Genomic DNA, 20,766 nt, shown 5'->3' with positions numbered 1-20,766 from the left:
GGCCTACCGGGGTCGGGCATTGCGCGTGCGTGGCGATGGATTTCCCGGTAGGTACCGACCGTTGGTCGGTACGCATTGCCCGCCATCACCCGGTGTTCTGCACGCCCTGCGATACGCCGTTCACGCACGCCACCAGCGCGCGCAGGACATCGTCGTCCTCGCCGCCGCTGGCACGCCAGCGGCGCAGCAGGTCCACCTGCAGCACGCTGATCGGGTCGATGTAGGGGTTGCGCAGGCGGATCGACAACGCCAGGCGCTGGTCGTGCTGCAGCAGTTCTTCCTGCCCGGTCAGCGCCAGGATCTGCTGGGCGGTCAGGTCCAGCTCGCGCTGGATCTGCGGGAAGAACGTGCCGTGCAACGGTCCGGACAACTGCGAGAACTGCTCGGCAATGGTGATGTCGCCCTTGCTCAGCACCATCGCGATGTCGTCCAGGAAGGTGCTGAAGAACGGCCAGTCACGCGCCATCTCCTTCAGGGTGTCCGCGTGGCCGGCCTCGATCGCGGCCTGCAGGCCGCTGCCCACGCCATACCAGCCGGGAATCACTGCGCGCGCCTGGCTCCAGGCGAACACCCACGGAATGGCGCGCAGGTTGGACAGCGCGGCATCCTCGCCCAACCGCCGCGACGGGCGCGAGCCCAGCGTCATCCGCTCGATCACGTCGATCGGCGTGGCCTGGCGGAAGTACTGCATGAAGTCTTTCTGGCCCACGAAGGCGCGGTAGGCCTCGGCGCTTTTCTGCGCCACCCGATCCATCACCGGGCGCCACTGTTCCTCGCGCGGTTCTGCTGCACGTGGGCGCAGGCTCGAACGCAGCACCGCGCCGGTGGATTGCTCCAGCGAGCGCAGCGCCAGCGCGCGGATGCCGTACTTGCGGTGGATCACTTCGCCCTGCTCGGTCACGCGCAGGCGGCCGTCGATGCTGCCGCGTGGCGAGGCGTCCACCGCATGGGTGGTCTTGCCGCCCCCGCGGCTGATCGAGCCGCCGCGGCCATGGAAGAACGTCAGGCGGATGCCGTTCTCGGCAGCCACCTCCAGCAGTTCCACCTGGGCCCGCTGCAGGCCCCAGCGCGAGGCGGCGATGCCGCCGTCCTTGCCACTGTCCGAATAGCCCAGCATCACCATCTGCACATCCCCGCGCGCGGCCAGATGGGTGCGGTAGACCGGGTCGGCCAGCAGGTCGCGCAGGGTGTCGGTGCCGCGCTTGAGGTCGTCCACCGTTTCGAACAGCGGGGCGATATCCAGCGGCACCGCGCCGGCGTCGTCGACCAGCCCGCCCCGGCGGGCCAGGGCCAGTACGGCGAGCACGTCGCTGCGGTCGTGCGCCATCGAAATAATGTAGCTGCCCAGCGCGTCGGCACCGTGGCGGCGGCGTGCATCGGCCAGCGCGGCGAACACCGCGTCCAGGCGCTGACCGCCCTCCTCGGTACTCGGCGGCAGCGCCTGCTCGCCGCTGGCGAACGGCGCCAGCCGGGCCGCGCGGGTGACCGCATCGGCCGCGTCCCAAACGTCCTGGCCATCCAGCACGCTGGCCAGTGCGCGGCCGTGCACGCTCGACTCCTGGCGCACGTCCAGCCGCGCCAGGTGGAAGCCGAAGGTGCGCACCCGCCACAGCAGGCGACGCACCGCGAAGCCGCCGGCATGGTCGCCCTTGTTGGCGTGCAGGCTGTCCAGGATCAACTGGATGTCGTGCTCGAGTTCCTCCGGCGACGCATAGGCGCCGTCGGCGTCGTCCAGGGTGGCCTGCACGCGCGCGCGCATGCGGTCGTTGAGCAGGCGGTACGGCATGTCGGCATGGCGTGGCCGTGACTTCACCTGGGGTAGCAGCTGTTCGTAGTGCGCCACGCGCGCCTGCAGCGCGTCACTCACCGCGATCCGCTCGGTGGACTGGCTGAGCAGGCTGGCCAGCTGCAGCAGGTCTTTCTGGTAACGGCCCAGCACCGCCTGGCGCTGCGCGTCCAGGGTATGCCGGATGGTGCCGGCGTCGACGTTGGGGTTGCCGTCCATGTCCCCGCCCACCCACGTGCCGAAGCGCAGCAGGCGCGGCAGTGGCAGGTCTTCGCCGTAGGTATCCAGCAGCGCCTGCTGCAGCGATTCGTACAGCACCGGAATCACCCGGTACAGCACCTGCACCAGATAGAAGCCGACATGCTCGCGCTCGTCGTCCACGGTGGGGCGCACCGGCGAGGAATCGGTGGTCTGCCAGGAGGCGGTGAGCGCCATGCGGAAGCGCGCGGCGTCGGCGGCGGCTTCACCGGGGGTGCGTTGGCCGTCGAGGTTGTCGACCAGGCTGGCGACCATCAGCTGCTCTTTTTCCAGCAGCGCGCGGCGTACCGCTTCGGTCGGATGCGCGGTGAACACCGGCTCGATGTCGATGCGTGGCAGCCACTCGGCCAGCTCGGCCAGGGTCACGCCCTGCGCCTTGAGGTTGAGCAGCGCATCCTGCAGGCCATCGGGCTGCGGCGCGGCGGTGCCGGCGCGCTGGTAGTCGCGGCGACGGCGGATGCGATGCACGCGCTCGGCGATGTTGACCACCTGGAAGTAGGTGCTGAACGCACGCACCATCGCTTCGGCACGCTCGGGTGGCAGGCCGGTCAGCGCATCGTTGAGGTCGGACAGCGGGGCGTCGCTTTCGCGGCGGGCGATGGCGCGCGTGCGCACCTGTTCCACGTCATCGAAGAACTGCGTGGACACCTGCTCGGCAAGCAGGTCGCCGACCAGTGCGCCAAGTCGGCGTACGTCGTCGCGCAGGGGAATATCGGGAGTGGCAAAGACGATGCTGCTGCGGTACTCGTTCATCTGCGACGCACTGGCCTCGGGAACGGAATCCGCTCAAGCCTAACCCACAATCGGGTCAATGCTGCGTCGCGCAAATAGTTACATCTGGTAGTGCCGGCCGCTGGCCGGCTCCACGTGATGTCCAGCATTGCGGGGAGCCGGCCAGCGGCCGGCACTACGGGTCACCTGCATTGCGAGGAGCCGGCCAGCGGCCGGCACTACGGGTCACCTGCATTGCGGGGAGCCGGCCAGCGGCCGGCACTACCGGTCACCTGCATCGCGAGGAGCCGGCCAGCGGCCGGTACCTACCGGGTGCTTTTCAGCGCTTCTTCTTGATCGGCGTACCCGGGCCGACGGTCTGCTCCAGCCAGCGCTCGCTTTCGGCCAGCATGGTCATGATCGATTCGCGTGCGCGGTACGCATGCGATTCGTTGGGCAGCATCACCAGCCGCGCCGTTCCGCCCAGGCCCTTGACCGCGGCGAACATGCGCTCGCTCTGGATCGGGAAGGTGCCGGAGTTGTTGTCGTCCACGCCATGGATGAAGAGGATCGGGTCCTTGATCTTGTCGGCGTAGTTGAACGGCGACATCTTCTGGTACACGTCCTGGGCCTGCCAGTAGTTGCGCTCTTCGGCCTGGAAGCCGAACGGGGTCAGCGTGCGGTTGTACGCGCCGCTGCGGGCGATGCCGGCCTTGAACAGGCGCGTGTGCGCGAGCAGGTTGGCGGTCATGAACGCGCCGTAGGAATGCCCGCCGATGGCGATGTGGTCGCGATCGGTCACGCCCCGCCGCACCACTTCGTCCACCGCCGCTTCGGCGTTGGCGATCAGCTGTGGCAGGTAGGTGTCGTTGGGTTCCTTGTCACCCTCGCCGATGATCGGCATCGACGGGCTCACCAGTACCGCGTAGCCCTTGGCCAGGAAGGCCTGCGGACCCCAGTAGCTGATCGCGTTGAAGCGGTACGGCGAATCGGTCACCTGGCTGGCGGCGGCAGCGGTCTTGTACTCGCCCGGGTAGGCCCACATCAGCAGCGGCAGCGGCCCGTCCTTCTTCGGGTTGTAGCCCGGCGGCAGCATCAGCGTGGCGGTCAGGTCGACGCCGTCGTTGCGCTTGTAGCGGATCTGCTCCTTGCTCACCCCACGCAGCTGCGGCAGCGGGTGGGCGAAGTGGGTCAGCGCGCGCGGGGCGGCGTTGGCTTCGGCCAGCGACTGCACGTACACGTTGGTGGGCTCATCAGGCGTCTCGCGGGTGATCAGCAGCGAGGTGCCCTCCTGGTCGAGCAGGGCCACCGGCGCGGCGTATCCGGGCGCCTGCGAATGGAACAGGCGCGTGGCCTGCTTGCTGTCCAGGTCGAAGCGATCGACGAACGGGCGGTCGCCTTCCGGCGAGGCGCCCTGGCCGTACAGGAAGATGCTGCGGCCATCGGCGGTGATCTGCAGGCGCGCGCGCCCGTTGACGTCGCGCACCAGGCCCGGCCGGCCCGGATCGTTGTAGCGGTCCTGCGAGGACCGCGACGACAGCAGTTGCGGCGCCTGCTCGGCCTGGTCCGGGGCGATCCGCCACTGCTTCACTTCGCGGCTCTTCCACCACGACTCGTTGAGCAGTGCGAGGTCGCCACGCCCCCACTGGATGCCGGCATAGCGGCTGCCCAGCTGGGCCAGGGTGATCGGCGGGGTGTCGAACGGGGCGGCCTGCATCAGCACCGCGTCGCGCACCTTGGCTGCGCGGTTGGGGTCGCCCCCGTCCTGCGCTTCGGCCCACACCAGCGTGGCCGGTGCGTCGGCGCGCCAGCTGATGCTGCGCACGCCGGTGGGCACCGCGTCGTTGCCGGTCGGCAGCCCTTCCACCAGCGGCAGCGTGCTGACGGTGTGTTGCAAGGTACCGTCCACGGCCGACAGCACTTCGATGCGGCGCGGGAAATCATCGGCCGGCACCAGGTAGGAGTACGGGCGCAGCACGCGCTCGGCCAGCAGGAAGCGGCCGTCCGGCGACACGTCCAGGTCCAGGTAGACACCGCTGGAGGACAGCGGCGCTGGCCGACGCCGTTGAGCGTGACGCGCACCGGCTGCGCGCTGGCGTAGTAATCGAACAGGCGCGCATCGGCCTCGTTCTTGAGCAGGTCCTGGTAGGTCCGGATCGCACGGACGCCCGCATCGGCCTCGGTCTGCTGGATCGCCGGACCAGCAGGCACGCCACCGGCCGCCGGGGCCGGGCCCTGGCCCTTGCGCTGCTGGGTCACCACCAGGCCGCGGCTGTCGGGCAGCCAGGTGTAGCCATCGCCCAGCACGGTGTTCAGATCCGACAGCAGGCGCCGCGCCGACCCGGCGGCGATATCGACAATCCACAGTTCATTGGCACCGCTGGCCGCATGCACCTGGTTGAAGGCCAGGTACTGCTGGTCCGGCGACCACGCCATGCCGGCGATCGACAGCGGCTGCGGCAGGCCGGTGATCTGGCGCTCCTTGCCGTCGGCCACGTTCAGCAGCCACAGCTTGTTGCCGAAGCTGAAGCGGCTGGCGGCATGCGTGGCCGGGTTGATGCGCAGGCCGGCCAGTTTCAGCTCGGGCTGGGCCACCTCGGCGATGGACGGCAGCGACGGGGTCTGCAGCATCGCGGCGATATCGCGGCGCGGGGACAGGCTCAGCGTGGGCGCACGCGGCGCATCCACCACTGCCTGCAGCGCGGCCGAGGGCAGCGCGTAGCCCTGCTCGCCCTTGGCGCTGGCCACCTGCGGGGCGGAGGCCTTGCCTGCGGGCGCAGCCACCGCCAACGGGGCCACCGCCAGCAAGGCCATGCCCATCACCAGACTGCCCCAGCGCGCGCGGCGCCGACGATCATTGCGTGTCATGTTCGATCCCTGTGCTGATGCAAACCTTGGACCTTAACAGCCGGGCGCCGATCGCCCCCCTGCCGATGGTTGGGGGCCGCCGCCGATTCATGCCAACGCACCCTGCCGCGATATAATGGGCGGCCCTCCACCGAGGGGCGCTGCGACCGTTCCGGACCCTGTCCGGCCGGCCAGGCTCGGTGGCCAGGATTGTTCCAACGGCGCCCGGCGATTGCGAGTTGTGCTGTCATGCGGGTGTCTGATTGCCGACATCGCGTCTGACGAGCATGGCTTGTCACTACCGGAGCTTACGAATGAATGCTGTTGCCAAGACCTTCTCCACCGAAGGTGATTACAAGGTTGCCGATATCACCCTTGCCGACTGGGGTCGCAAGGAACTGGACATCGCCGAGCATGAAATGCCGGGCCTGATGTCGATCCGCCGCAAGCACGCCGCCACCCTGCCGCTGAAGGGCGTGCGCGTGACCGGCTCGCTGCACATGACCATCCAGACCGCGGTACTGATCGAGACCCTGAAGGACATCGGCGCCGACGTGCGCTGGGCGTCCTGCAACATCTTCTCGACCCAGGACCACGCGGCCGCCGCGATCGCCAAGTCCGGCACCCCGGTGTTCGCCTGGAAGGGCGAGTCGCTGGAGGAATACTGGGACTGCACGCTGGACGCGCTGACCTTCACCCTGCCCGACGGCACCCTGACCGGCCCGGAGCTGGTGGTGGACGACGGCGGCGACGTGACCCTGCTGATCCACAAGGGCTATGAGCTCGAAAACGGCAGCGACTGGGTCAACGAAAAGGCGGCCTCGCATGAAGAACAGGTCATCAAGGACCTGCTCAAGCGCGTGGCCAAGGAGCGTCCGGGCTACTGGGCCCGCGTGGTCAAGGACTGGAAGGGCGTCTCCGAAGAGACCACCACCGGCGTGCACCGACTGTACCAGCTGGCCCAGGCCGGCACCCTGCTGATCCCGGCGATCAACGTCAACGACTCGGTCACCAAGAGCAAGTTCGACAACCTGTACGGCTGCCGCGAGTCGCTGGCCGACGGCCTGAAGCGCGCGATGGACGTGATGCTGGCCGGCAAGGTCGCCGTGGTCTGCGGCTACGGCGACGTGGGCAAGGGCTGCGCCGCGTCGCTGCGTGCCTACGGCGCGCGCGTGGTGGTCACCGAGATCGACCCGATCTGCGCCCTGCAGGCGGCGATGGAAGGCTTCGAGGTCAACACCATCGAATCCACCCTGGGCCGTGCGGACCTGTACGTCACCACCACCGGCAACAAGGACATCATCCGCATCGAGCACCTGAGTGCGATGAAGGACCAGGCCATCGTCTGCAACATCGGCCACTTCGACAACGAGATCCAGGTCGATGCGCTGGTGGGCTTCCCGGGCGTGCAGCACGTGAACATCAAGCCGCAGGTGGACAAGTACATCTTCCCCAACGGCAACGCGATCTTCCTGCTGGCCGAAGGCCGCCTGGTGAACCTGGGCTGCGCCACCGGCCACCCGAGCTTCGTGATGTCCAACTCGTTCGCCAACCAGACCCTCGCCCAGATCGACCTGTGGGCGAACAAGGACAGCTACGAGAACAAGGTGTACCTGCTGCCCAAGCACCTGGACGAAGAAGTGGCCCGCCTGCACCTGGAGAAGATCGGCGTGAAGCTGACCACCCTGACCCAGGAACAGGCCGACTACATCGGCGTGCCGGTGGAAGGTCCGTTCAAGCCGGATCATTACCGCTACTGATCGGCCTGCCGATCCTGTTGCGATGAAATGGAACGGGCGCCGAAAGGCGCCCGTTTTTTGTGGCGGAAGGCCCTTCAATCCTGGCCGAAACAGCTGCGGTCGTCGTTCAGGGCGTCCTGGCACTGCCCCGCGAATTCGGCTTGCCAGCGCGGCAGCGTGAACCCTTCCCTTTCCTGGAAAGACACCGTTTCGCCAGCAAGCACGTAGCAGCGGTTCTGCGACAGTCGCAGCGCCGTCAGGGCGTCACCGGCGGCCCAGCAGTCATCGATGCAGGCCTGCATCAGCGCGTAGTCCGGATTGGTCTTGACGCCGCCGAAGGCGAAGCCCATCCGCTGCACCAGCGCGATCACCGGGTCGATGCTGGCCGGGGCAGCGCGCAGGATGTGCAGCACGCCGGGCGTGGGTATGCCAAACGCCCAGTTGGCAAGCACGGCCGAACGTGCCGCGTCGATCGCCGCATCGCGCTGCCCCTGCCGCATGTACTGGCTTGCCAGCAGTGCCCAGCCCTGCTGAAGCTCCGGGAACGCGGCGCATGCTGCGCGCAGCAATTCAATGGCCTGCTCGACCTGCCCCGCCAGCACCTGCGCACGCGCCTGCTCCAACTGCTCGGTTGGCGAACCGGGATCTTCAACCTCATGCTCGCCATACTCGCCTTCGTTCAGTTCCAGCCAGTGCGAGAACACCTGCACCGAGGAATGGCGCAGTTCCATACGCCATTCGTCATGGAACATCTCGCAGACGAAAGGCGCATCTCCTTCACGCCCCAACGGCCAATACAGCCCGAAACAATCGCCGTTGCCAAGCGCGCCTTCCGCGATCGACACAAACCCCTGAGGGGGATACGGTCCGCGCGCCACATCACTGTCGAAACTGAGCGCGTTGAATTGACCAGAGAGGCGCATGGGATCTTTCCAGACGGGAATGTCACCATTATCGCCGCGGGCGCAGTAGCCTCGGTCAAGGCAGCCGGTCCGCACCACGCTACGATGCCCCCCATGACCCCGGCCATCAACCTGCTCAAGAAGCACGGCATCGTCCACAGCGTGCTGTCCTACCCACACGATCCCGATGCCGCCTCCTACGGTGGCGAAGCGGTGCAGCAGCTCGGGCTGGACCCGGCGCAGGTGTTCAAGACCCTGCTGGCCAGCACCGAGAAGCACGAACTGCTGGTGGCGATCGTGCCGGTCAGCGGCACGCTCGACCTGAAGGCGCTGGCCGAGGCCGCCGGCTGCAAGAAGTGCGAGATGGCCGACGTGGAGCAGGCGCAGCGCGCCACCGGCTATCTGGTCGGCGGCATCAGTCCGCTGGGACAGAAGAAGCGGCACCGCACCTTCCTGGAGGCCACCGCGCAGGCGCTGCCGGTGGTGCACGTGAGTGCCGGGCGACGCGGGCTGGAAGTGGCGCTGGCACCGGCCGACCTGCTGCAGCTCACCGGCGGTGCGTATGCACCGATCGGCAAGACGCGATGATCGGCAGCCTGTTCGAGCGCCTGTTTGGCACCCCCCTGCCGCCGCTGCAGGAAGGCCGCCCCGGCACCGCCCTGCTACAGGCGCTGGGCAGTGGCGACTACGGCCTGCTGCGCACCGCAGCGGCCACCATCGCCCTCAGCCGCGAGGCGACCCTGCTGGATGACCTGGCGTTGCAGCTGCCGTACGTGGAGGCGGCCCGCGCACGCTACAACACCGACCCGCAGTGGATCCGCGAGCACTACGAACTGGACTTCGTGCTGCGCAAACTGCGCCACTGGCGTGATCGCAGTGGCTGCCTGTGCCAACTGTATCCGCACTGGATGCATTACGAACCCGGGCGTGAGATCGCCAGCGGCCATGTGATGCCCATCGCGACCGGTGTCGCCGAGGGTGGCTGGGGCAATACGCAGGACGCCACCTGCACCGTGTGCGGGCGCGGGTGGCGCTGCACCGACCGCGAGTACCACGCGCCGTGGTGGGAGTGGACCCCACTGCCGCATCGCTGATCGTGACCCCGGGGGTAGAGCCACGCCATGCGTGGCTGCCGAAGCCCGCGCCGGCAAAGACCGCACGTGACGTGGGCTGACTAGTTCAACGTGAAGTTCACCGGCACCCGGAGCCGGGAAATTTCCGGCTGCTTGCCTCGGGCGTCAAACGTCCAGTCCTGCGCGGCCGCCATTGCCGCCTCATCCAGGTCCGCGTGGCCAGCTGGATCGCTCCAGCACCGCGCCGAGCGTCCGGTTCTGATCGTCAATCAACATGATCAACACCGCTTCCCCCTGTCGTCCTTCCCGGTAGGCACTGGCCGGGTACCGGGGAGGATTCATCCGGGTACTGTAGATCGAGACGTCGCTGTCTTCCGGACCCGGCTCCGGCGTGGAGGCCACACCGAATACGCACCGCTTGTGCGGAACGGGCTGGGTCAACGTCAGGCGCATCCGGACCGGTTGGGTATCGGTGTCGTCACCGGCAAGCGGCTCGCTCTCATCGGTCACCACGACCTCGCCACAACGGCGTGTCGCCAAGGCGGTCAGCAGGGAGGCCTGCGAACGCGCCGCCGCGGCGCTGGTGGCCACCGCCTCGAAACGGCATCCCGCCGTGCCCTGCTCCAGGTGCGGCGCCGACATCCGAGAATCGATATAGCCGCTCGAGGGCAACATTCGACACCCTTCCTGTGCCCCCAGATCCGCGGCAGGTGTCGCACAGCCTGTCGAGAGCGAAGCAGTCAGAAGCAGCAGGGCGCATCGATTGCGCATGGTCGGTCCTCCGTGAAAGGGCCGGAGTCTAGCAATGCACCCGCGCGCGATCAGGGCCGACATCACATACAACGCGTTTGGACGCCTCGTCGTCGGGCCCATCCCAACGATGGCGGCCCGATCCGCTGCAGAAATCAAGCACTCCGATACCCGACGCAGTGTCGGTACCGGCACACAATGCGGGTGCACCCATCCAGCCGGCCGGCCGGCACGATCCAACGGTTACGGCCGCCAGTTGGCGTTGCTCTCCCAGAACGCCACCGCACGCGCATAGGCCTCGCGGTCGAGCGGCACGCCCGAACCGCCTTCGTCCACGCCCAGCGCATTGCGCATCATGGTGATCGGCGCCATCGGCACTTCGTCCGGTTCGGCGGTGTAGATGCAGCCGACGATGCCCCAGTCGGCGTCGATCGGCGAGCCTTCCTTGGCCAGCTGCTCGGCGCTGTAGAGGATCACCACCAGGTAGTTCGCGCGCGGCGATTCCACGCCCTCGAACCAGCGCACCAGCACCGGCAGTTCGTTGCGGTTGCGCGCTTCGTACGCACTGTGCAGCTGGTGGCGGTTGGCGTCGGTGATCGGCACGGTCAGGCAGCGCGTGCTGGTCCAGTTCTCGTACACGAACAGCTTGCAGAACGGCGCGTAGCCGTCGAGCACCTTGAACGGCGCATGCGCGTTGAGGTGCGCCTGGAACTGTTCGGCGGTGCAGTCCTGGATGGTGTTGCCGCGTGGGACGCGCGGGAACAGGCGGGGACGGGCGAATTCGGTGAGGACGATGGACATGGGGCACGCGATGGCTGGCAAGCGCAGAGGGTAACCCAGGGCGTGTGCGTCAACGCGCTTTCCGCGCGCCAGCGGTGAAGGCCACGGCACTGGAAAGACGCGCGCATGTGTAGGAATCTCTGGCAACCGGGTCGCGTCGCGCCCCTGCCCAAGGATGAAGCGCCATGCCTGCAGCAAAGGAAGCAGGACCCACCACCGCGTTGCGCCGCCGGTTACGCGTTGCCCTGCGCGCGGGGATGATCTGCGTAGCGGGCGGGCTCGCACTGTGCGTCCTTTGCCTGTGGTGGCCCAGCCCGCCGGCCCCGCTTCCGGATGCTGCCAACAGCCGCCTGATCGTCAATGCGCGCATCATCGACGTGCGCCTTGGCAGCGCGGGTTCGCCTACCCACGTACTGGTCGAAGCAGGACGGATCGTGCAGGTAGGACCGGCGGTGAAGGCCGACGCAGGCGTGCCGGTGTTCGACGCCGCGGGAGGCTACCTGCTGCCCGGCTTCTGGGACATGCACACGCATGCCTTCCAGCTGTCGCCCCAGCTGCACTTCCCCGTGTCCGTGGCCAACGGCATCACCGGAACGCGCGACATGATGGATTGTCCGCAGGTCCGGGACAGCCTGATCGCCTGCGTGGCCGACAAACGCCGTTGGACCGGACTGGCCGAAGCCGGTCGCATGACGGCACCGCGCTTCGTGGAAGTGGCCAGCTTCTACTTCGAGGACCCCGCGATGACCCCGGCGCAGGCGGCAGCGCGTGCGGCGGTCTATCAGGCCAGGGGCGTGGACGCGTTGAAGGTCTACAACAAGGTCGCGCCAGCCACCTATCTGCGGCTGGCAGCCGAGGCCCGGCGCCTGGACATGCCCTTGGTCGGGCACCTGCCCAAGGCAATCCGCCTGGACGATGCCCTGCGGCAAGGTCAGCACAGCTTCGAACACGCCCATCTGCTCGCCCGTCACTGCTTCCGCGATGCCGACCACTGGCGCAGCGGTACGCTGGATCAGCTCGATCCCATCGAGCTTAGCGAACGCATGGTGGCCGGGTATGACGCGGCGGCCTGCCAGCGGGGCATCGATGCGATGCGCGCGGCAGGCAGCTGGTGGGTCCCCACCCACGTCACCCGCGAAGAGGATGCGCGCGCGACGGACCCCTCGTTCCTCGACGACCCACGGCTGGTCTATCTCGACCCGCTGTCGCGCTGGGCCTACAAGGACGATCTGGCCGCGACGGCGGCGCGATACCCGGGTCCACGTGGCCACGCCGCACTCAACCGCTACTTCGATCACGGCCTGGCGTTGACCGCCGCGGCGTACCGCGCAGGCGTACCGGTGCTGGTCGGTACGGATACGGCCATTGGGGGCTTCCGCTTCCACGACGAGATGGCGCTGCTGGTGCGCGCCGGACTGTCGCCGGCCGACGTACTGCGCGCGGCGACACTGGATGCCGCCCGCTACGCGGGGAAGGAACACGAGCATGGTTCGGTGGAGGTCGGCATGCTCGCCGACATGGTTCTGCTCGATGCAAATCCCCTGGAAGACATCGCCCATACACGCCGGATCCAAGCCGTGTTCATGGGCGGGCGATTGCACGACCGGAAACACCTGGACGACCTGTTGGCGTTCGCCCGCGCCCAGGCGCGATCACCCGCGGTGTCGGCCAAGCTGGTGTGGGGTTTCCTGCGCAGCCCGGTCAGCGCGGAGCTCTGATCGTCCAGCCCCGGTCTGCATGACACGCTACGCCATCAGCCCAGGATCGCCTCCAGCGCCTGTTCCAACCTCGAGTGCTTGAACATGTAACCATCCTCCAACGCGCGCGCCGGCACCACGTTCTGCCCGGTAAGCAGCAGCCCGGCCATTTCCCCGAACGCCAGCTTCAGCGCGAAGGCCGGCGTGGTCAGCACCGCAGGCCGGCCCAGCACCTTGGCCAGGGCGCGCGCGAATTCGGCATTGGTCACCGCCGCCGGTGCGGTGCCGTTGTAGGCGCCGCGGGCGGTGTCATTGCTCAGCAGCCACAGGATCAGCCCGACCAGGTCGGCACGATGGATCCAGCTCATCCATTGGTCGCCATCGCCCATCGGCCCGCCCAGGCCCAGCCGGAACGGCGGCAGCATCCGCGCCAGCGCGCCGCCGTCGCGATCGAGCACGATGCCGGTGCGCACCACGCAGGTGCGGACGCCCAGCGCGTCGGCCTTGAACGCCTCGGCCTCCCACTGCCGGCACAGCATCGCGGCGAAGTCATGGCCGGGCGAGGCGGCCTCGTCCAGCGGGGTGGCATCCCCCGGCCCGTAGTAGCCAATCGCCGAACCGGATACCAGCACCTGCGGCGGCGTCGGCAATGCCTGCATCCACGCCAGCAGCGCGCGCGTGGTGCCGATCCGGGAGGCGTGGAAGGCCTGCTTGCGGGCGTCGGTCCAACGGCCCTCGGTCAGCGGCTCCCCGGCCAGGTTCACCACCGCCTGCACCGGCCCCACGTCGTCCAGCCGCCCCACGTACTGCACGCCCGGCGGCGAGGTGCGGCCGGGGGTACGGGTCAGCACGCTGACCCGGTGGCCCTGTTCCAGCAGACGTTCGCACAGTGGGCGGCCAATGAAACCCGTGCCGCCGGTGATCAGGATGTCCATCTTCACTCCGCCCTCTCTGGACAGGCACTGTAATCGACATCGCGTGCAGGTCACGGCAGCACTCTTTTACATTCATCGCGATGAAGCGATATGATGGCCGCACACCCGCTGCCGCCGCCGCCCATGACCGCCATCAGCTTCGAGTTCTACCCGCCCAAGACCGATGACCAGCGCGCCCAGCTCGACCGCACCGCGGCCAAGCTGAAGGCGTTCGCGCCGGAGTATGTGTCGTGTACGTTCGGTGCCGGCGGCTCGACCCTCAGCTACACCTCCGAAACCGTGCGCCACCTCAAGCAGCACCACGGGTTCGAGGCCGCACCGCACCTGTCCTGCGTGGGCGGCAGCCGCGAGGAAATCCGTGAACTGCTCAAGCTGTACCGCGCCATCGGGTGCCGCCGCATCGTCGCCCTGCGCGGCGACCTGCCCTCGGGCATGGGCCACCCCGGCGACCTGCGCTATGCGTCAGACCTGATCAGCTTCATCCGGGCCGAGCACGGTGATGCGTTCCGCATCGAAGTGGGCGCCTACCCCGAGACGCATCCGCAGGCCAACGATGCGCTGCTGGACCTGAAGCACTTCAAGACCAAGATCGATGCCGGCGCCGATGCCGCGATCACCCAGTACTTCTTCAACGCCGATGCGTACTTCCATTTCGTCGATGCGGTGCGCGCGCTCGGGGTCACCGTGCCGATCGTGCCGGGCATCATGCCGATCTCCAACTTCAGCCAGCTGCGCCGCTTCTCCGAGCAGTGCGGCGCGGAGATCCCGCGCTGGATCGGCAAGAAGATGCAGGCCTACGGCGACGATGCCGAATCGGTGCGCGCGTTCGGTGCGGAAGTGGTCGCCGGGCTGTGCGAACGGCTGGTGGCCGGCGGCGCGCCGGGGCTGCATTTCTACACCCTCAACCTGGCCAAGCCGACCACCCAGGTGTTGAAGCTGCTCAAGGGCTGACACCGGCGCAAATCGCTTGCAGATAACGCCGGCGCGGCTACTCTGCTGCGATGAAACTGCTTCTGCCGCTCCTGCTGTGCGCGCTGTGCCTGCCTGCCCCGGCATCGGCGCAGGCGCAGCGCGTGAACCGGTGCACCAACGCGCAGGGCCAGACCGTCTTCACCGACCGTCGCTGCGATGCGCTTGGCGCCACCGAGCGGATGCCGGCCCGCACGCCCACCGTGGGCAACACCGGCATCTACCGCGCCGGCTGCGCGCGTCGGCTCAGCGAGTTGACCGGACAGATCCGCGATGCGGTCAGCCAGCAGGACGTGAACCGGCTGTCGTCCATCTATCTGTGGAGCAACGTCTCCAACGCCACTGCCAACCAGATCATCGGGCGGCTGGAATCGGTGGTGCAGCGGCCGCTGGTGGACATCGCGCCGGTGTATCCGGCCAGCGATGAGAGTGCGCTGGTGGCGCCTGACGCTGCGCCGGTGCTGGGCAGCGATGGGCAGCCGCTGGCGGAGGTGACGCCGCGGCGGCCGCGCCCGGTGGGGCTGCGGCTGGAGCAGACGCTGGGCAACACGGCGACGCCGGCGCGCACGGTGTTCGGGCTGCGGCGGCAGTACGGGTGTTTTTGGATCACGTTGTAGCGCCGGTTGGCGGGGATTGCCGGCCAGCGGCCGGCACTACCGGGGTTTTGGGCGTAATGAGGTTGCCGGCCAGCGGCCGGCACTACCGGATTTTGGGCGCAATGAGGTTGCCGGGCGGCGGCTGGCATTACCGCGGTATGCGGTCGGATCAGGTGGGCCAGAGCGCGCGGATGGCGGCGATGCCCTGGGCGCCGTGTCGGCGGGCCTGTTCGATGTCGTCCGGGTGCAGGCCACCCAGCGCATACAGCGGCAGCGAGACCTGCTCGCGCAGGGCTTCAAATGCGTCCCAGCCCAGCGGCGTGCCGCCAGGATGGCTGGCGCTGGGCTGGACCGGGCCGAGCACGGCGAAGTCGCAGCCCAGCCGTTGCGCGGCCTGCAGCTGTTCCAGGTCATGGCAGGAGGCGGCCACCAGCTGGTCGGCCGGCAGCGGGCGGGTGTCCAACTGCAGCAGCTGTTCACTGCCCAGGTGCACGCCCACGCCCAGCCGCTGGGCCAGGTCGATGTCGCGGTTGAGCAGCCACTGCACGCGGCCACGGTGCGTCTGGATGGCCTGTTCGGCCAGCGCCACCCGCGCCGGGCTGGCGGGGGTGCGCAGCTGGATCCGGCTGACCCCTGCGGCCAATGCCTGGGCCAGGCGCTGGTGCCAGTCGTGGTGGGCCTGGGCGTGGTCGGCCTCGGGCTCGGGGGTGATCAGGTAGCGGTCGGGCTGGCGCAGCGCGGCCACCACCGGCAGGTCGGCCGGCGGCATCGAATAGCGCGACAGCTTGTCCGGGGTCACCCAGGTGATGGCCTGGCCCTCACGCCCGCGCGGGCTGCCCTTCCAGCTGCTGATCCGGCGTACTTCCAGCCGCAGCCGCTTGTCGGGGTAGATCTGCGGCACGTCCATGATCCACTCGCCCACCTCCGCTTCGATCCCCAGCTCTTCGCGCAGTTCGCGCACCAGCGCCTGCTCGGAGCTTTCGCCGGGCTCGCGCTTGCCGCCGGGAAACTCCCAGAGGCCGCCCATGTCGCGGTCTTCGGTACGGCGGTTGAGCAGGATGCGGCCGCGGGCGTCGGTGATGACGCCGGCCACGACGTGGATCGATCGTTTGGGGGATGGCATGGGGGGAGCATGCCCAATACCGCGGTGCTGGCGCAATCCCGGAAAGCATCGGCCGGTGCCGGGCCGATGTGCAGCCACGCATGGCGTGGCTCTACCCCCAGATAGCAGACGCCCCGCACTTGGCGGGGCGTCCGGGGATCAGGTGAGCTGACCGTGGCAGTGCTTGTACTTCTTGCCACTGCCGCAGGGGCACGGGTCGTTGCGGCCCACCTTGGGCTCGTCGCGGTTGACCTGGGCCACGCCGTTCTGCGCCGCTTCCACCTCTGCTGCCTCTTCGTCGGCGCTGTAGCTGCCGGCGTCCTGGTGCTGGAACTGCGACTGCATCAGGCGCGCCTGGGCCTGCTGGCGCTCGGCCTGCTCCAGCGCTTCCACTTCTTCTTCGCTGCGGATGCGCACGCGCGCCAGCAGGGTCACCACTTCGCGCTTGACGTTCTCGAGCATTTCCGAGAACAGCTCGAAGGCTTCCTTCTTGTATTCCTGCTTGGGCTGCTTCTGCGCGTAACCGCGCAGGTAGATGCCCTGGCGCAGGTAATCCATGCGTGCCAGGTGCTCCTTCCAGCTCTGGTCGAGCACGGTCAGCATCACGTGCTTTTCCAGCGCGCGCATGGTGTCTTCGCCCACGCCGGTTTCCTTCTCGGCGAAGTGCGCATCAATGCGCGCCTGCACCTTCTCGGCGATGGCTTCGGCGTCCAGTTCTTCGTGCAGCTTGACCAGCCCCACCACGTCCATCTGCACGCCGAGGTCGGCGGCAAGGGTGGCCTCCAGGCCCGGCAGGTCCCACTGCTCGTCGATCGAGTTCGGCGGCACGAAACGGGCCACGATGTCGTAGATCACGTCGCCGCGGATGCCGTCCACGTTGTCCTTCACCGACTCGGCGTCCAGCAGCTCGTCGCGCTGGGCGTAGATCACCTTGCGCTGGTCGTTGTTGACGTCGTCGAAGTCGAGCAGGTTCTTGCGGATGTCGAAATTGTGCGCTTCCACCTTGCGCTGCGCCTTTTCGATCTGGCGGCTGACCAGGCGGTCTTCGATGACGTCGTCTTCCTTCATGCCCATCATGCGCATTGCCTTCTGGACCCAGTCCGAGGCGAAGATGCGCATCAGGTTGTCTTCCAGCGACAGGTAGAAACGGGACGAACCCGGATCACCCTGGCGGCCGGAACGACCGCGCAGCTGGTTATCGATACGGCGCGATTCGTGGCGTTCGGTGCCCACGATGTGCAGGCCGCCGGCGGCCTTGACCGCGTCATGGCGCTTCTGCCACTCGGCCTTGACCTGGGCGCGCTGTTCGTCGGTGGCGTCTTCGCCCAGCTCGTGCAGCTGCGCTTCCAGCGAACCGCCGAGCACGATGTCGGTACCGCGACCGGCCATGTTGGTGGCGATGGTCACCGCACCGGGCATGCCGGCGTTGGCGATGATGGTGGCTTCGCGATCATGCTGCTTGGCGTTGAGCACTTCGTGGTGCACGCCGGCCTTGCGCAGGTGCTCGGACAGCATCTCCGAGGTTTCGATCGACGTGGTACCCACCAGCACCGGCTGGCCGCGCTCGTTGCAGGCCTGGATGTCGGCCAGCACGGCGTTGAACTTGCCGGTACGGTTGAGGAACACCTGGTCCGAACCGTCCTTGCGGATGGTCGGGCGGTTGGTCGGGATCACCACCACTTCCAGGTTGTAGATGCTCTGGAATTCGTAGGCTTCGGTGTCGGCCGTACCGGTCATGCCGGACAGCTTCTTGTACATGCGGAACAGGTTCTGGAAGGTGATGCTGGCCAGCGTCTGGTTCTCGCGCTGGACCGGCACGCCTTCCTTCGCTTCCACCGCCTGGTGCAGGCCATCGGACCAGCGGCGGCCGGCCAGGGTACGACCGGTGAATTCGTCCACGATCACCACTTCACCGTCGCGCACGATGTAATCCACGTCGCGCTGGTAGATGGCATGCGCGCGCAGGGCGGCATTGAGGTGATGGACCACGGTCAGGTTCTGCGCCGCGTACAGGCCTTCGGTCTCGGCATTGAGGATGCCTGCTTCCACCAGCAGCGCCTCGGCGTGCTCCATGCCCGCTTCGGACAGGTGCACCTGCTTGCCCTTCTCGTCGACCCAGAAATCGCCTTCGCCGTCTTCGGCTTCCTGCTTGATCAGGCCCGGAACCACGCGGTTGACCCGGATGTACAGCTCCGGGGAATCGTCGGCCGGACCGGAGATGATCAGCGGGGTACGCGCTTCATCGATCAGGATGGAGTCAACTTCGTCGACGATGGCGTAGTGCAGGCCGCGCTGGTAGCGGTCCGCGCGCGACAGCGCCATGTTGTCGCGCAGGTAGTCGAAACCGAATTCGTTGTTGGTGCCGTAGGTGATGTCGCTGGCATAGGCCTCGCGCTTGTCACCGTGCGGCATGCCCGGGTAGACCACGCCCACGCTCAGGCCCAGCCAGTTGTACAGCTTGCCCATCTGCGCCGAGTCGCGGCGAGCCAGGTAGTCGTTCACGGTGACCACGTGGACGCCCTTGCCTTCCAGCGCGTTCAGATAGACCGGCAGCGTCGCCACCAGGGTCTTGCCTTCACCGGTGCGCATTTCCGCGATCTTGCCCAGGTGCAGCACCATGCCGCCGATCAGCTGCACGTCGTAGTGGCGCATGCCCAGCACGCGGCGGCTGGCCTCGCGGCAGACCGCGAACGCTTCCGGCAGCACCTTGTCCAGGGCTTCACCGTCAGCAATGCGCTGCTTGAACTCCGGGGTCTTGGCCTTGAGCTGCTCGTCGGAGAGCTTTTCGATTTCCGGCTCCAACGCATTGACCTTGGCGACGATGCGGTTGAGCTGGCGCAGCTGTCGTTCATTACGACTGCCGAAGACGCGGGTAAGCAGGCTGTTGATCATTGAAGGAACCGGTTGGAATGAGACGCCCCAACGGCCACGCCCTCCCCGGGGGATGCGTCGGCCGCAAACGAAACAGGGCGCACTGCGCCCTGTCTATGGCAATACCCATTGTAGCTTGGGTCGGCCGTCAGGGGTTTCAACCCCGTGGCGGTAGTGCCGGCCGCTGGCCGGAAGCCGCGTTCGGCCACCTCGAAGGCGTGCCGGCCAGCGGCCGGCACCACCCGACGGGTTCAGCCGCGCGAAACGCGGCCGACCGGGGTATTGCCGCCGTCACCGAGGAACTTGCGCGGGTTGACCACCTGGCCACGTTCCCACACCTCGAAGTGCACGTGGGCACCGGTGGAACGGCCGGTGGAACCGGCTTTGGCCACTTCCTGGCCGGCCCGCACCAGGTCGCCCGGCTTCACCACCAGGCGCGAGTTGTGCGCGTAGCGGGTGACATAGCCGTTGCCGTGGTCCACATCGACCACGTTGCCGTACCCGCCCTTCACGCCGGCGAAGCTGACCACGCCGTCGGCCACCGACATCACCGGGTCACCGACCTTGGCGTGGAAGTCCATGCCCTTGTGGGTAGCCGCACCGCGACCGAACGGATCGCTGCGGGTGCCGAAGTTGGAGGTGATGTAGGTGTTGCGGATCGGCATGCGGCCGGGCACCGCGTTCTGTTCGAGCTGGTGGTCGAACATCAGCGACTCCATCACCGACAACTGGCGGCCTGAAGCAGCAAAGCGCTGCTCCAGCACCTGTAAGTCGGCATTGACCGCGCTGACCGGGATGTCCTGGGTCGGGCCGGGCTCGCCTTCACCGAGGCCGGGGGTCTCGTTGAAGTCGAATTCGCCGTCTTCCAGCTTGCCCATCTGGGTCAGCCGTTCGCCCAGGGCGTTGAGACGGGTGGCCTGCGCCTGCAGTTCACCCATCCGCGCTGCCAGCGCGTTCACCTGGGTCTGGGCGTCTTTCTGGGCCTGCGCCAGCTCGCGTTCCTGCTGGGCGACCTTGGCGTGGAGCCGGGAATCATTGAACATGCTGCCGCCGATGCCGGCACCGAAGCCGATCAGGCAGCCAACCCCCAGCACGCTGCCCAGCAGGGCCCGGGGTGAATCTTCGAAGTAGAAACGCAAACGCGCCAGGGGCGTCTTGGCCTTTCCTTCACGCGTTTTGATTACGATCTTTTTGAATGCCATCAGTGAGTTTTCATGTCTGAGCCGAAATCCAGTGCGCGATCCCCATCCACGCCGAAGCCGGCGCTGGATGCGGTGATGGCGGACAAAGCCGGTAACCCGCTGCGCCGAGCCTTGTGGCTGGACGCACTGGACCGTCAATTGCGCCCCCATTTACCGCCTGCACTGGCCACCCGTTGCCGGCTGGCGAATGTAAACGGCGAGCACCTCGTTTTTCTCGTCGATTCCCCCGTGTGGCACGCCAAGCTGAGGCTTGCCGAAGCACAGTTGATCGACGCGGCCCGGTCCATCGGGCTGAAGGTCACCAAGGTGACCGTCAAAACTGCGGCTGCCCCTCCTCCACGCTCCCCAGCGATCGATAACAGGAATGGCCCCCACGCAGTTTCAGCCGCCACGCACAAAGGGCTACGCGACGCGTTGGCCTGCCTGAAGGATATGGATTTCACCAAATCCTGAAGACATCGGGGCATCCGTCCCCTTCCCCGACGCGTCACGAGCACGTGAACTTGTCAGGGAACCGGCCAGCATCGTAGCCGTGGAACGTCGCCCAG

15 protein-coding genes, 1 pseudogene and 1 riboswitch are annotated in these 20,766 nt (G+C 67.6%); of the genes and pseudogenes, 7 read left to right on the top strand and 9 right to left on the bottom strand.

Features of this window, described 5'->3' with window-relative positions; translation table 11 throughout:
* Positions 1–85: 85 nt before the first annotated feature.
* Together ppc and ACZ0AE_RS03260 are read right to left on the bottom strand one after the other, a co-directional pair.
* Complete coding sequence (gene ppc, locus ACZ0AE_RS03265) at positions 86–2,797, bottom strand: phosphoenolpyruvate carboxylase (protein WP_463600385.1); 2,712 nt, start codon at positions 2,795–2,797, stop codon at positions 86–88.
* A gap of 298 nt (positions 2,798–3,095) precedes the next feature.
* Positions 3,096–5,575 (bottom strand): annotated as a pseudogene (locus ACZ0AE_RS03260) (alpha/beta hydrolase family protein).
* 174 nt (positions 5,576–5,749) lie between these two features.
* Positions 5,750–5,836, top strand: a riboswitch (S-adenosyl-L-homocysteine riboswitch).
* A gap of 80 nt (positions 5,837–5,916) precedes the next feature.
* Here ACZ0AE_RS03260 and ahcY point away from each other — a divergent pair.
* Entirely contained in the window at positions 5,917–7,362 is a 1,446-nt protein-coding gene (gene ahcY / locus ACZ0AE_RS03255) for an adenosylhomocysteinase (RefSeq protein WP_038690480.1), read from the top strand.
* Positions 7,363–7,436: 74 nt separating this feature from the next.
* Here the strand turns inward: ahcY and ACZ0AE_RS03250 are convergent, their stop codons facing one another.
* Entirely contained in the window at positions 7,437–8,264 is an 828-nt protein-coding gene (locus ACZ0AE_RS03250) for a tetratricopeptide repeat protein (RefSeq protein ID WP_463600384.1), read from the bottom strand.
* Positions 8,265–8,357: 93 nt separating this feature from the next.
* Between ACZ0AE_RS03250 and ybaK the strand changes: the two genes are divergently transcribed.
* Together ybaK and ACZ0AE_RS03240 are read left to right on the top strand one after the other, a co-directional pair.
* Positions 8,358–8,831: a Cys-tRNA(Pro) deacylase gene (gene ybaK / locus ACZ0AE_RS03245; protein WP_463600383.1), complete on the top strand. Its 474-nt coding sequence runs from the start codon at positions 8,358–8,360 to the stop codon at positions 8,829–8,831.
* Positions 8,828–9,337: a hypothetical protein gene (locus ACZ0AE_RS03240; protein ID WP_463600382.1), complete on the top strand. Its 510-nt coding sequence runs from the start codon at positions 8,828–8,830 to the stop codon at positions 9,335–9,337. Before ybaK ends, ACZ0AE_RS03240 begins: the two co-directional genes overlap by 4 nt.
* A gap of 180 nt (positions 9,338–9,517) precedes the next feature.
* Here ACZ0AE_RS03240 and ACZ0AE_RS03235 read toward each other — a convergent pair whose 3' ends face one another.
* Together ACZ0AE_RS03235 and ACZ0AE_RS03230 are read right to left on the bottom strand one after the other, a co-directional pair.
* Positions 9,518–9,991, bottom strand: coding sequence for a hypothetical protein (locus tag ACZ0AE_RS03235; protein WP_463600381.1), 474 nt, complete (start codon positions 9,989–9,991; stop codon positions 9,518–9,520).
* 318 nt (positions 9,992–10,309) lie between these two features.
* Entirely contained in the window at positions 10,310–10,867 is a 558-nt protein-coding gene (locus tag ACZ0AE_RS03230; RefSeq protein ID WP_038690486.1) for a DUF3228 family protein, read from the bottom strand.
* Between the two features lie 164 nt (positions 10,868–11,031).
* Here ACZ0AE_RS03230 and ACZ0AE_RS03225 point away from each other — a divergent pair, with 164 nt between their 5' ends.
* Positions 11,032–12,564 (top strand): amidohydrolase family protein, encoded by a 1,533-nt coding sequence (locus ACZ0AE_RS03225; RefSeq protein WP_463600380.1) that lies wholly within the window; start codon positions 11,032–11,034, stop codon positions 12,562–12,564.
* Between the two features lie 35 nt (positions 12,565–12,599).
* Here the strand turns inward: ACZ0AE_RS03225 and ACZ0AE_RS03220 are convergent, their stop codons facing one another.
* Positions 12,600–13,478: a TIGR01777 family oxidoreductase gene (locus ACZ0AE_RS03220; RefSeq protein ID WP_463600379.1), complete on the bottom strand. Its 879-nt coding sequence runs from the start codon at positions 13,476–13,478 to the stop codon at positions 12,600–12,602.
* 123 nt (positions 13,479–13,601) lie between these two features.
* Between ACZ0AE_RS03220 and metF the strand changes: the two genes are divergently transcribed.
* The gene (gene metF, locus ACZ0AE_RS03215; protein ID WP_038692495.1) at positions 13,602–14,429 is read left to right on the top strand and encodes a methylenetetrahydrofolate reductase [NAD(P)H]; all 828 of its coding nucleotides are present in this window, start codon (positions 13,602–13,604) and stop codon (positions 14,427–14,429) included.
* 50 nt (positions 14,430–14,479) lie between these two features.
* Positions 14,480–15,064, top strand: coding sequence for a DUF4124 domain-containing protein (locus tag ACZ0AE_RS03210; RefSeq protein ID WP_463600378.1), 585 nt, complete (start codon positions 14,480–14,482; stop codon positions 15,062–15,064).
* Positions 15,065–15,212: 148 nt separating this feature from the next.
* Here the strand turns inward: ACZ0AE_RS03210 and ACZ0AE_RS03205 are convergent, their stop codons facing one another.
* The 3 genes from ACZ0AE_RS03205 to ACZ0AE_RS03195 all read right to left on the bottom strand — a co-directional run bounded on the left by ACZ0AE_RS03205 (position 15,213) and on the right by ACZ0AE_RS03195 (position 20,218).
* Complete coding sequence (locus ACZ0AE_RS03205) at positions 15,213–16,166, bottom strand: Nudix family hydrolase (RefSeq protein ID WP_038690493.1); 954 nt, start codon at positions 16,164–16,166, stop codon at positions 15,213–15,215.
* Between the two features lie 138 nt (positions 16,167–16,304).
* Complete coding sequence (gene secA, locus ACZ0AE_RS03200; protein WP_038690495.1) at positions 16,305–19,037, bottom strand: preprotein translocase subunit SecA; 2,733 nt, start codon at positions 19,035–19,037, stop codon at positions 16,305–16,307.
* A gap of 230 nt (positions 19,038–19,267) precedes the next feature.
* Positions 19,268–20,218 (bottom strand): M23 family metallopeptidase, encoded by a 951-nt coding sequence (locus ACZ0AE_RS03195; protein ID WP_038690496.1) that lies wholly within the window; start codon positions 20,216–20,218, stop codon positions 19,268–19,270.
* Positions 20,219–20,230: 12 nt separating this feature from the next.
* On the opposite strand from ACZ0AE_RS03195, the gene ACZ0AE_RS03190 reads away from it, so the two are divergent.
* A complete protein-coding gene (locus tag ACZ0AE_RS03190; protein WP_038690498.1) occupies positions 20,231–20,671 on the top strand; it encodes a DciA family protein in 441 nt (146 codons plus the stop codon).
* Positions 20,672–20,766 lie beyond the last annotated feature (95 nt).

Source organism: Stenotrophomonas sp. AC248 (assembly GCF_979258185.1).
This window is presented reverse-complemented; position numbering and strand designations above follow the sequence as displayed.

What these genes read in the sequence shown, in the direction of transcription:
- ACZ0AE_RS03250 (WP_463600384.1), bottom strand. Translation starts at nt 8,264, where the DNA reads ATGCGCCTCTCTGGTCAATTCAACGCGCTCAGTTTCGACAGTGATGTG.
- metF (WP_038692495.1), top strand. Translation starts at nt 13,602, where the DNA reads ATGACCGCCATCAGCTTCGAGTTCTACCCGCCCAAGACCGATGACCAG.
- ahcY (WP_038690480.1), top strand. Translation starts at nt 5,917, where the DNA reads ATGAATGCTGTTGCCAAGACCTTCTCCACCGAAGGTGATTACAAGGTT.
- ACZ0AE_RS03205 (WP_038690493.1), bottom strand. Translation starts at nt 16,166, where the DNA reads ATGCCATCCCCCAAACGATCGATCCACGTCGTGGCCGGCGTCATCACC.
- ACZ0AE_RS03230 (WP_038690486.1), bottom strand. Translation starts at nt 10,867, where the DNA reads ATGTCCATCGTCCTCACCGAATTCGCCCGTCCCCGCCTGTTCCCGCGC.
- ACZ0AE_RS03225 (WP_463600380.1), top strand. Translation starts at nt 11,032, where the DNA reads ATGCCTGCAGCAAAGGAAGCAGGACCCACCACCGCGTTGCGCCGCCGG.
- ACZ0AE_RS03210 (WP_463600378.1), top strand. Translation starts at nt 14,480, where the DNA reads ATGAAACTGCTTCTGCCGCTCCTGCTGTGCGCGCTGTGCCTGCCTGCC.
- secA (WP_038690495.1), bottom strand. Translation starts at nt 19,037, where the DNA reads ATGATCAACAGCCTGCTTACCCGCGTCTTCGGCAGTCGTAATGAACGA.
- ybaK (WP_463600383.1), top strand. Translation starts at nt 8,358, where the DNA reads ATGACCCCGGCCATCAACCTGCTCAAGAAGCACGGCATCGTCCACAGC.
- ACZ0AE_RS03235 (WP_463600381.1), bottom strand. Translation starts at nt 9,991, where the DNA reads ATGTTGCCCTCGAGCGGCTATATCGATTCTCGGATGTCGGCGCCGCAC.
- ppc (WP_463600385.1), bottom strand. Translation starts at nt 2,797, where the DNA reads ATGAACGAGTACCGCAGCAGCATCGTCTTTGCCACTCCCGATATTCCC.
- ACZ0AE_RS03240 (WP_463600382.1), top strand. Translation starts at nt 8,828, where the DNA reads ATGATCGGCAGCCTGTTCGAGCGCCTGTTTGGCACCCCCCTGCCGCCG.
- ACZ0AE_RS03220 (WP_463600379.1), bottom strand. Translation starts at nt 13,478, where the DNA reads ATGGACATCCTGATCACCGGCGGCACGGGTTTCATTGGCCGCCCACTG.
- ACZ0AE_RS03190 (WP_038690498.1), top strand. Translation starts at nt 20,231, where the DNA reads ATGTCTGAGCCGAAATCCAGTGCGCGATCCCCATCCACGCCGAAGCCG.
- ACZ0AE_RS03195 (WP_038690496.1), bottom strand. Translation starts at nt 20,218, where the DNA reads ATGGCATTCAAAAAGATCGTAATCAAAACGCGTGAAGGAAAGGCCAAG.